Origin of the sequence: Accumulibacter sp. (genome assembly GCF_032229525.1) — a bacterium.
In the GTDB taxonomy this organism is placed as follows: domain Bacteria; phylum Pseudomonadota; class Gammaproteobacteria; order Burkholderiales; family Rhodocyclaceae; genus Accumulibacter.
Genome location: NZ_JAVTWB010000168.1, coordinates 1 through 7,294 on the forward strand (window position 1 = coordinate 1; position 7,294 = coordinate 7,294).

The following is a 7,294-nucleotide window of genomic DNA, read 5'->3' on the forward strand; positions in this document are numbered from 1 at the left end:
GGGGTCGTCTCAGAAAACGGAAAATAAAGCACGCTAAGCCGGTTGCAGAGGCCGTAGCGGCCTGAACTTCCCCGCGCCGATCTTGGCGCTGCTGCGCCATAGGTAATCACCGGTCAGGTTGATGTGCTCCCAGCCGAGTGGCGACAGGTACTGCAATAGCGAGTCATCGACGGCATGACCATTGCCGCGCAACGCATGCGCCGCACGCTCCAGGTAGACCGTGTTCCACAGCACGATGGCCGCCGTCACCAGGTTGAGGCCGCTGGCCCGGTAGCGCTGCTGCTCGAAACTGCGGTCACGGATTTCACCAAGGCGGTTGAAGAACACGGCACGGGCCAGCGCATTGCGCGCCTCGCCCTTGTTCAGCCCGGCATGCACGCGGCGGCGTAGCTCGACGCTTTGCAGCCAGTCGAGGATGAACAGCGTGCGCTCGATGCGGCCCAACTCGCGCAGCGCGACGGCCAAGCCGTTCTGGCGCGGGTAGCTGCCGAGTTTCCTGAGCATCAGCGAGGCCGTCACCGTGCCCTGCTTGATCGAGGTGGCCAGCCGCAGGATTTCGTCCCAATGGGCGCGGACGTGCTTGATGTTGAGCGTGCCGCCGATCATCGGCTTGAGCGCGTCATAGGCGGCATCGCCCTTCGGGATGTAGAGCTTGGTGTCGCCCAGGTCGCGGATGCGCGGCGCGAAGCGGAAGCCCAAGAGGTGCATCAGGGCGAAGACGTGATCGGTGAAGCCCGCCGTGTCGGTGTAGTGCTCCTCGATCCGCAGGTCGGATTCGTGGTACAGCAGGCCGTCGAGCACGTAGGTTGAGTCGCGCAGGCCGACATTGACCACCTTGGTGTGGAATGGCGCGTATTGGTCGGAGATGTGGGTGTAGAAAGTCCGTCCTGGGCTGCTGCCATATTTTGGGTTGATGTGCCCCGTGCTCTTTGCCTTGCTAGCGGTTCGGAAATTCTGTCCGTCCGATGATGATGTGGTGCCATCGCCCCAGTGCCCGGCAAAGGGATGCCGAAACTGAGCGTTGACCAGTTCAGCCAACGCTGTCGAGTACGTTTCGTCGCGGGTATGCCAGGCTTGCAGCCAAGCGAGCTTCGCGTAGGTCGTGCCGGGGCAGGACTCGGCCATCTTGGTCAGGCCCAGGTTGATCGCGTCGGCCAGGATCGTGGTCAACAACAGGTTCTTGTCCTTGGCCAGATCGCCCGATTTCAAGTGCGTGAAGTGCCGGGTGAAGCCCGTCCACTCATCGACTTCGAGCAGCAGTTCGGTGATCTTGACGTGCGGCAGGACCATGGCTGTCTGGTCTATCAGCGCCTGCGCGGTGTCGGGCACCGCCGCATCCAGCGGCGTGATCTTCAAGCCCGACTCGGTGATGATGGCATCCGGCAGGTCGTTGGCTGCCGCCATGCGGTTGACGGTGGCAAGTTGTGCTTCCAGCAGCGTCAGCCGCTCATGCAGATATTGTTCGCAGTCGGTGGCCACGGCCAGCGGCAATTCGCTGGACTGCTTGAGGCTGGTGAACTTCTCGGGCGGTACCAGGTAGTCCTCGAAGTCCTTGAACTGGCGTGAACCCTGCACCCAGATGTCGCCCGAGCGCAGGGAGTTCTTCAACTCGGACAGCGCGCACAGTTCGTAGTAGCGCCGGTCGATGCCGGCGTCGGTCATCACCAGTTTCTGCCAGCGCGGCTTGATGAAGCCGGTCGGTGCATCGGCTGGCAGCTTGCGGGCGTTGTCGGTGTTCATGCCGCGCAGCACCTCAATGGCATCAAGCACGTTTTTGGCGGCAGGCGCGGCCCGCAGCTTGAGCACGGCAAGGAATTCCGGTGCATAGCGGCGCAGGGTGGCGTAGCTCTCGCCGATGCGATGCAGGAAATCGAAGTCATCGGGTTGCGCGAGCTTCTGCGCCTCGGTGACGCTCTCGGCAAAGGAATCCCAGGACATGACGGCCTCGATGGCGGCAAACGCATCGCGGCCTGATTGCTTGGCGTCGATCAGCGCCTGACCGATGCGCCCGTACAGACGTACCTTGGCGTTGATGGCCTTGCCTGACGCCTGGAACTGCTGCTGATGCTTATTCTTGGCAGCGTTAAACAGCTTACCCAGGATGCGGTCGTGCAGGTCGATGATTTCGTCGGTGACGGTGGCCATGCCCTCGGTGGCCAGCGCCACGAGAGTGGCGTAGCGCCGTTGCGGCTCGAATTTGGCCAGGTCGGCGGGTGTCATCTGGCCGCCCTCGCGGGCAATCTTGAGCAGGCGGTTCTGGTGAACCAGCCGCTCGATGCCGGTAGGCAGATCGAGTGCCTGCCATGCCTTGAGGCGTTCGATGTGTTCCAGCATATGCCGCGAATTTGGCTTGGCCGGAGACTGGCGCAACCAAGCCAACCAGGTCGTCTTGCCGTTGTCCCGGCGCTTGAGCAGATCGTCGAGGCGGCGGCGATGCGCGTCCGCCAGTGGTTCGGCCAAGGCGTCGTAGATGCGCCGGTTAGCACGGGTGATCGCCTCGGCACTCGCCCGCTCGACGGCGTTGAGGGCGGGCAGAATGACCGACTGCCGCCGCAGGTGCCCGATCAAGGCGCTGGCCAGCACGATGCCTTTGTCGGTTTGCATCGCCAGCTCGGTCAGCATCTGGACGGCCTGCCGGTAATGGCTCATGGTGAAGGGCCGGAAACCGAACACGGTTTGCAGCTCGCTCAGGTGCTCGCGCCGGGTCTGCTCCCGCTGGCCGTACTCGTTCCAGCTTTCGACGCCGACCTTGAGCTGGTCGGCGACCAGCTTCAACAAGGGCGGGAACGGTAGTTCATCGACGCCCAGGATGACGCCGGGAAAGCGCAGGTAACAGAGCTGCACCGCGAAGCCCAGCCGATTGGCTGGCCCGCGCCGCTGTCGGATGATCGAGAGGTCGGTATCGTTGAATGTGTAATGTCGGATCAGGTCGTCCTTGGAGTCCGGCAACGCCAGCAGGCTTTCCCGCTCGGCGGCGGACAGGATGGAACGACGTGGCATATTTACTGATCCGTTCTCAAGTATTGATACAGGGTTTCGCGACTGATTCCGAATTCACGAGCAAGCTTGGTCTTTTGCTCGCCAGCCTCGACACGTTGGCGCAGTTCGGCAATACGCTCAGACGACAGGGATTTCTTCCTGCCACGGTAAGCCCCGCGTTGCTTGGCGAGCGCAATACCCTCGCGCTGACGCTCGCGGATCAGGGCGCGCTCGAACTCGGCGAACGCGCCCATCACCGAGAGCATCAGGTTCGCCATCGGAGAGTCTTCGCCAGTAAAACTGAGGTGTTCCTTGACGAATTCGATATGCACGCCGCGTTGTGTCAGCGTTTGCACGATCCGGCGCAAATCATCGAGATTGCGCGCCAGGCGATCCATGCTATGCACCACCACGGTGTCGCCGGTGCGGGCGAAGCTTATCAGCGCTTCCAGTTGCGGACGCTTGACATCCTTGCCGGATGCCTTGTCGCTAAAAGCGCGATCAACCTTGACGCCTTCCAGTTGCCGTTCCGGGTTCTGGTCGAAGGTGCTGACCCTGATATACCCAATGCGCTGTCCAGTCATGGAATTCCCTGCAAAATGTCAGGGAAGACTCTATGACCTTCAACGAGATATGTCAATAAATTCAAAATTCAATCCTATCCTGACGCAATTTACACATGGCATCTGACATCAGGTTAGGGTATGCCTCAACCTGACGGCGGCGAATCACAAGCGTCCGGTTTGACGCTGGTTTCGGTCGCAGTGCTGGCCCGCGCCTGGAAGCGCTGATAGCACTCCAGCCCGCAGAAATGCTCCACGTACTCGGCCCCTTCCGGCGTGAAGGCGGCATCGAGCGGGATTTCCTTGCAGCACACGCAGCAACTGGTGCTCGGTTCATTGGCGTTCATGGTGGTGTTCCTCCATTGGTTGACGAAGCCGACGAAGGCCGCCGCCGGCATCGGCCTGGCGAACAGGAAACCCTGCACCGTGTCGCAACCCGCCTGCCGCAACCACGCAAGGCAGTCGGGTGTTTCCACACCCTCGGCTACCACCTCCATTGTCGTTTTCAGAAGACGGCTGCACTGAACGTCAGAAGCCGACTGCACTATAGCAGCGGAGGGGTTGGATCCATCAGGCAACGACGGGCTGCTGCCGGCCATCAGCGGACGCAGGGAGGACTTTCCGCAACCGGCCGTTCGATGCGGCACCGATGGCCTTCGCGCAGGGGTAGTGAATCCGCCAGGATTGACTTGCGCTGCCCTACCTCTCACTAGTGAGGGGCGGCAGCGCATCAAGCGGTGAGCGCACTCCGGCACCGCCAACTTTCAGCACATGCGTGTAAATCATCGTCGTAGAGACGTCGGAATGGCCGAGCAGATCCTGCACGGTTCGAATGTCGTAACCGCTGCGGAGCAAGGCCGTCGCGAACGAGTGGCGGAGGGTGTGCGGTGTGGCGGGCTTCGTGATGCCTGCTTGTTCTACGGCACGTTTGAAGGCGCGCTGAAAGGTCTGGTCATACATGTGATGGCGACGCACGACACCGCTCCGTGGATCGGTCGAATGCGTGTGCTGCGCAAAAACCCAGAACCACGGCCAGGAATGCCCGGCGCGCGGATACTTCCGCTCAAGGGCGTCGGGAAGCGCAACGCCGCTGCGGCCCTCGGCCTGGTCCTTCAGCCACCATGCCCGTGCACGCGACAGCTGCTCGCGCAGGCTGGGTGCCAAGCTCTCGGGTAACATCAAGGCCCGATCCTTGGAGCCCTTGCCCTCCCGCACGATGATCGTGCCGTGATCGAAATCCAGATCCTTGACCCGCAGTTGCAAACCCTCACTGATCCGCATGCCCGTTCCATACAGAAGCTGGGCGAACAAACGATGCTCGCCTTCCAGAAAACCGAGGATGCGAACCACTTCATCCGGGGTCAGCACCACCGGCAAGCGCCGCGACGGCCGAGGTCTTCCGATCTCCTGAAGCCAGGGCAGATCCGTGCACAGCACCTTGCCGTAGAAGAACAGCAAGGCCGCCAATGCCTGACGATGCGTGGAGACCGAAACCTTGCGCTCGTTCGCCAGCCAGGACAGAAATGCCTCGACTTCGCTGCTGCCCAAGGTTGCCGGGTGACGCACACCGTGGAAACGGATGAAGGCACGAACCCAGTGGACATAAGCCTGTTCGGTTCGTAAGCTGTAATGCAAGTAGCGTATGCGCTCACGCAACTGGTCCAGAACCTTGACCGAACGCAGCGGTGGTAACGGCGCAGTGGCGGTTTTCATGGCTTGTTATGACTGTTTTTTTGTACAGTCTATGCCTCGGGCATCCAAGCAGCAAGCGCGTTACGCCGTGGGTCGATGTTTGATGTTATGGAGCAGCAACGATGTTACGCAGCAGGGCAGTCGCCCTAAAACAAAGTTAGATGCACTAAGCACATAATTGCTCACAGCCAAACTATCAGGTCAAGTCTGCTTTTATTATTTTTAAGCGTGCATAATAAGCCCTACACAAATTGGGAGATATATCATGAAAGGCTGGCTTTTTCTTGTTATCGCAATAGTTGGCGAAGTAATCGCAACATCCGCATTAAAATCTAGCGAGGGCTTTACTAAGCTTGCCCCTTCCGCCGTTGTCATAATCGGTTATGGCATCGCATTTTATTTTCTTTCTCTGGTTCTGAAATCCATCCCTGTCGGTGTTGCTTATGCAGTCTGGTCGGGACTCGGCGTCGTCATAATTACAGCCATTGCCTGGTTGCTTCATGGGCAAAAGCTTGATGCGTGGGGCTTTGTAGGTATGGGGCTCATAATTGCTGCCTTTTTGCTCGCCCGATCCCCATCGTGGAAGTCGCTGCGGAGGCCGACGCCATGGTGACGGTGTTCGGCATTCTGAATCTCACCGAGGACTCCTTCTTCGATGAGAGCCGGCGGCTAGACCCCGCCGGCGCTGTCACCGCGGCGATCGAAATGCTGCGAGTCGGATCAGACGTCGTGGATGTCGGACCGGCCGCCAGCCATCCGGACGCGAGGCCTGTATCGCCGGCCGATGAGATCAGACGTATTGCGCCGCTCTTAGACGCCCTGTCCGATCAGATGCACCGTGTTTCAATCGACAGCTTCCAACCGGAAACCCAGCGCTATGCGCTCAAGCGCGGCGTGGGCTACCTGAACGATATCCAAGGATTTCCTGACCCTGCGCTCTATCCCGATATTGCTGAGGCGGACTGCAGGCTGGTGGTTATGCACTCAGCGCAGCGGGATGGCATCGCCACCCGCACCGGTCACCTTCGACCCGAAGACGCGCTCGACGAGATTGTGCGGTTCTTCGAGGCGCGGGTTTCCGCCTTGCGACGGAGCGGGGTCGCTGCCGACCGGCTCATCCTCGATCCGGGGATGGGATTTTTCTTGAGCCCCGCACCGGAAACATCGCTGCACGTGCTGTCGAACCTTCAAAAGCTGAAGTCGGCGTTGGGGCTTCCGCTATTGGTCTCGGTGTCGCGGAAATCCTTCTTGGGCGCCACCGTTGGCCTTCCTGTAAAGGATCTGGGTCCAGCGAGCCTTGCGGCGGAACTTCACGCGATCGGCAATGGCGCTGACTACGTCCGCACCCACGCGCCTGGAGATCTGCGAAGCGCAATCACCTTCTCGGAAACCCTCGCGAAATTTCGCAGTCGCGACGCCAGAGACCGAGGGTTAGATCATGCCTAGCATTCACCTTCCGGCCGCCCGCTAGCGGACCCTGGTCAGGTTCCGCGAAGGTGGGCGCAGACATGCTGGGCTCGTCAGGATCAAACTGCACTATGAGGCGGCGGTTCATACCGCGCCAGGGGAGCGAATGGACAGCGAGGAGCCTCCGAACGTTCGGGTCGCCTGCTCGGGTGATATCGACGAGGTTGTGCGGCTGATGCACGACGCTGCGGCGTGGATGTCCGCCAAGGGAACGCCCGCCTGGGACGTCGCGCGGATCGACCGGACATTCGCGGAGACCTTCGTCCTGAGATCCGAGCTCCTAGTCGCGAGTTGCAGCGACGGCATCGTCGGCTGTTGCACCTTGTCGGCCGAGGATCCCGAGTTCTGGCCCGACGCCCTCAAGGGGGAGGCCGCATATCTGCACAAGCTCGCGGTGCGACGGACACATGCGGGCCGGGGTGTCAGCTCCGCGCTGATCGAGGCTTGCCGCCATGCCGCGCGAACGCAGGGGTGCGCCAAGCTGCGGCTCGACTGCCACCCGAACCTGCGTGGCCTATACGAGCGGCTCGGATTCACCCACGTCGACACTTTCAATCCCGGCTGGGATCCAACCTTCATCGCAGAACGCCTAG

Annotated in this window: 6 protein-coding genes and 1 pseudogene; 3 read left to right on the forward strand and 4 right to left on the reverse strand. The window is 60.9% G+C overall.

Annotation, left to right across the window (positions count from 1 at the left end):
• Positions 1-33: 33 nt before the first annotated feature.
• The 4 genes and pseudogenes from RUW20_RS12935 to intI1 form a co-directional block, all read right to left on the reverse strand.
• Positions 34-3,000 (reverse strand): Tn3-like element TnAs3 family transposase, encoded by a 2,967-nt coding sequence (locus RUW20_RS12935; RefSeq protein WP_001138064.1) that lies wholly within the window; start codon positions 2,998-3,000, stop codon positions 34-36.
• A 2-nt stretch (positions 3,001-3,002) separates the two neighbouring features.
• Positions 3,003-3,563 carry a recombinase family protein gene (locus RUW20_RS12940; protein WP_000147567.1) on the reverse strand — a complete coding sequence of 187 codons (561 nt, stop codon included), beginning with the start codon at positions 3,561-3,563 and terminating at the stop codon, positions 3,003-3,005.
• 125 nt (positions 3,564-3,688) lie between these two features.
• A pseudogene (locus RUW20_RS12945) lies at positions 3,689-4,039 on the reverse strand (DUF3330 domain-containing protein); the annotation flags it as partial.
• A gap of 202 nt (positions 4,040-4,241) precedes the next feature.
• The gene (gene intI1, locus RUW20_RS12950) at positions 4,242-5,255 is read right to left on the reverse strand and encodes a class 1 integron integrase IntI1 (protein ID WP_000845048.1); all 1,014 of its coding nucleotides are present in this window, start codon (positions 5,253-5,255) and stop codon (positions 4,242-4,244) included.
• A gap of 244 nt (positions 5,256-5,499) precedes the next feature.
• On the opposite strand from intI1, the gene RUW20_RS12955 reads away from it, so the two are divergent.
• The 3 genes from RUW20_RS12955 to RUW20_RS12965 all read left to right on the forward strand — a co-directional run.
• Positions 5,500-5,847, forward strand: coding sequence for a quaternary ammonium compound efflux SMR transporter QacE delta 1 (locus RUW20_RS12955; protein WP_000679427.1), 348 nt, complete (start codon positions 5,500-5,502; stop codon positions 5,845-5,847).
• Positions 5,841-6,680 (forward strand): sulfonamide-resistant dihydropteroate synthase Sul1, encoded by an 840-nt coding sequence (gene sul1 / locus RUW20_RS12960; protein WP_000259031.1) that lies wholly within the window; start codon positions 5,841-5,843, stop codon positions 6,678-6,680. The genes RUW20_RS12955 and sul1 overlap by 7 nt, the downstream gene beginning before the upstream one ends.
• Positions 6,681-6,807: 127 nt before the next feature.
• Positions 6,808-7,294: GNAT family N-acetyltransferase (locus tag RUW20_RS12965; protein ID WP_034056494.1), on the forward strand; the 487-nt coding region annotated here is incomplete at its 3' end.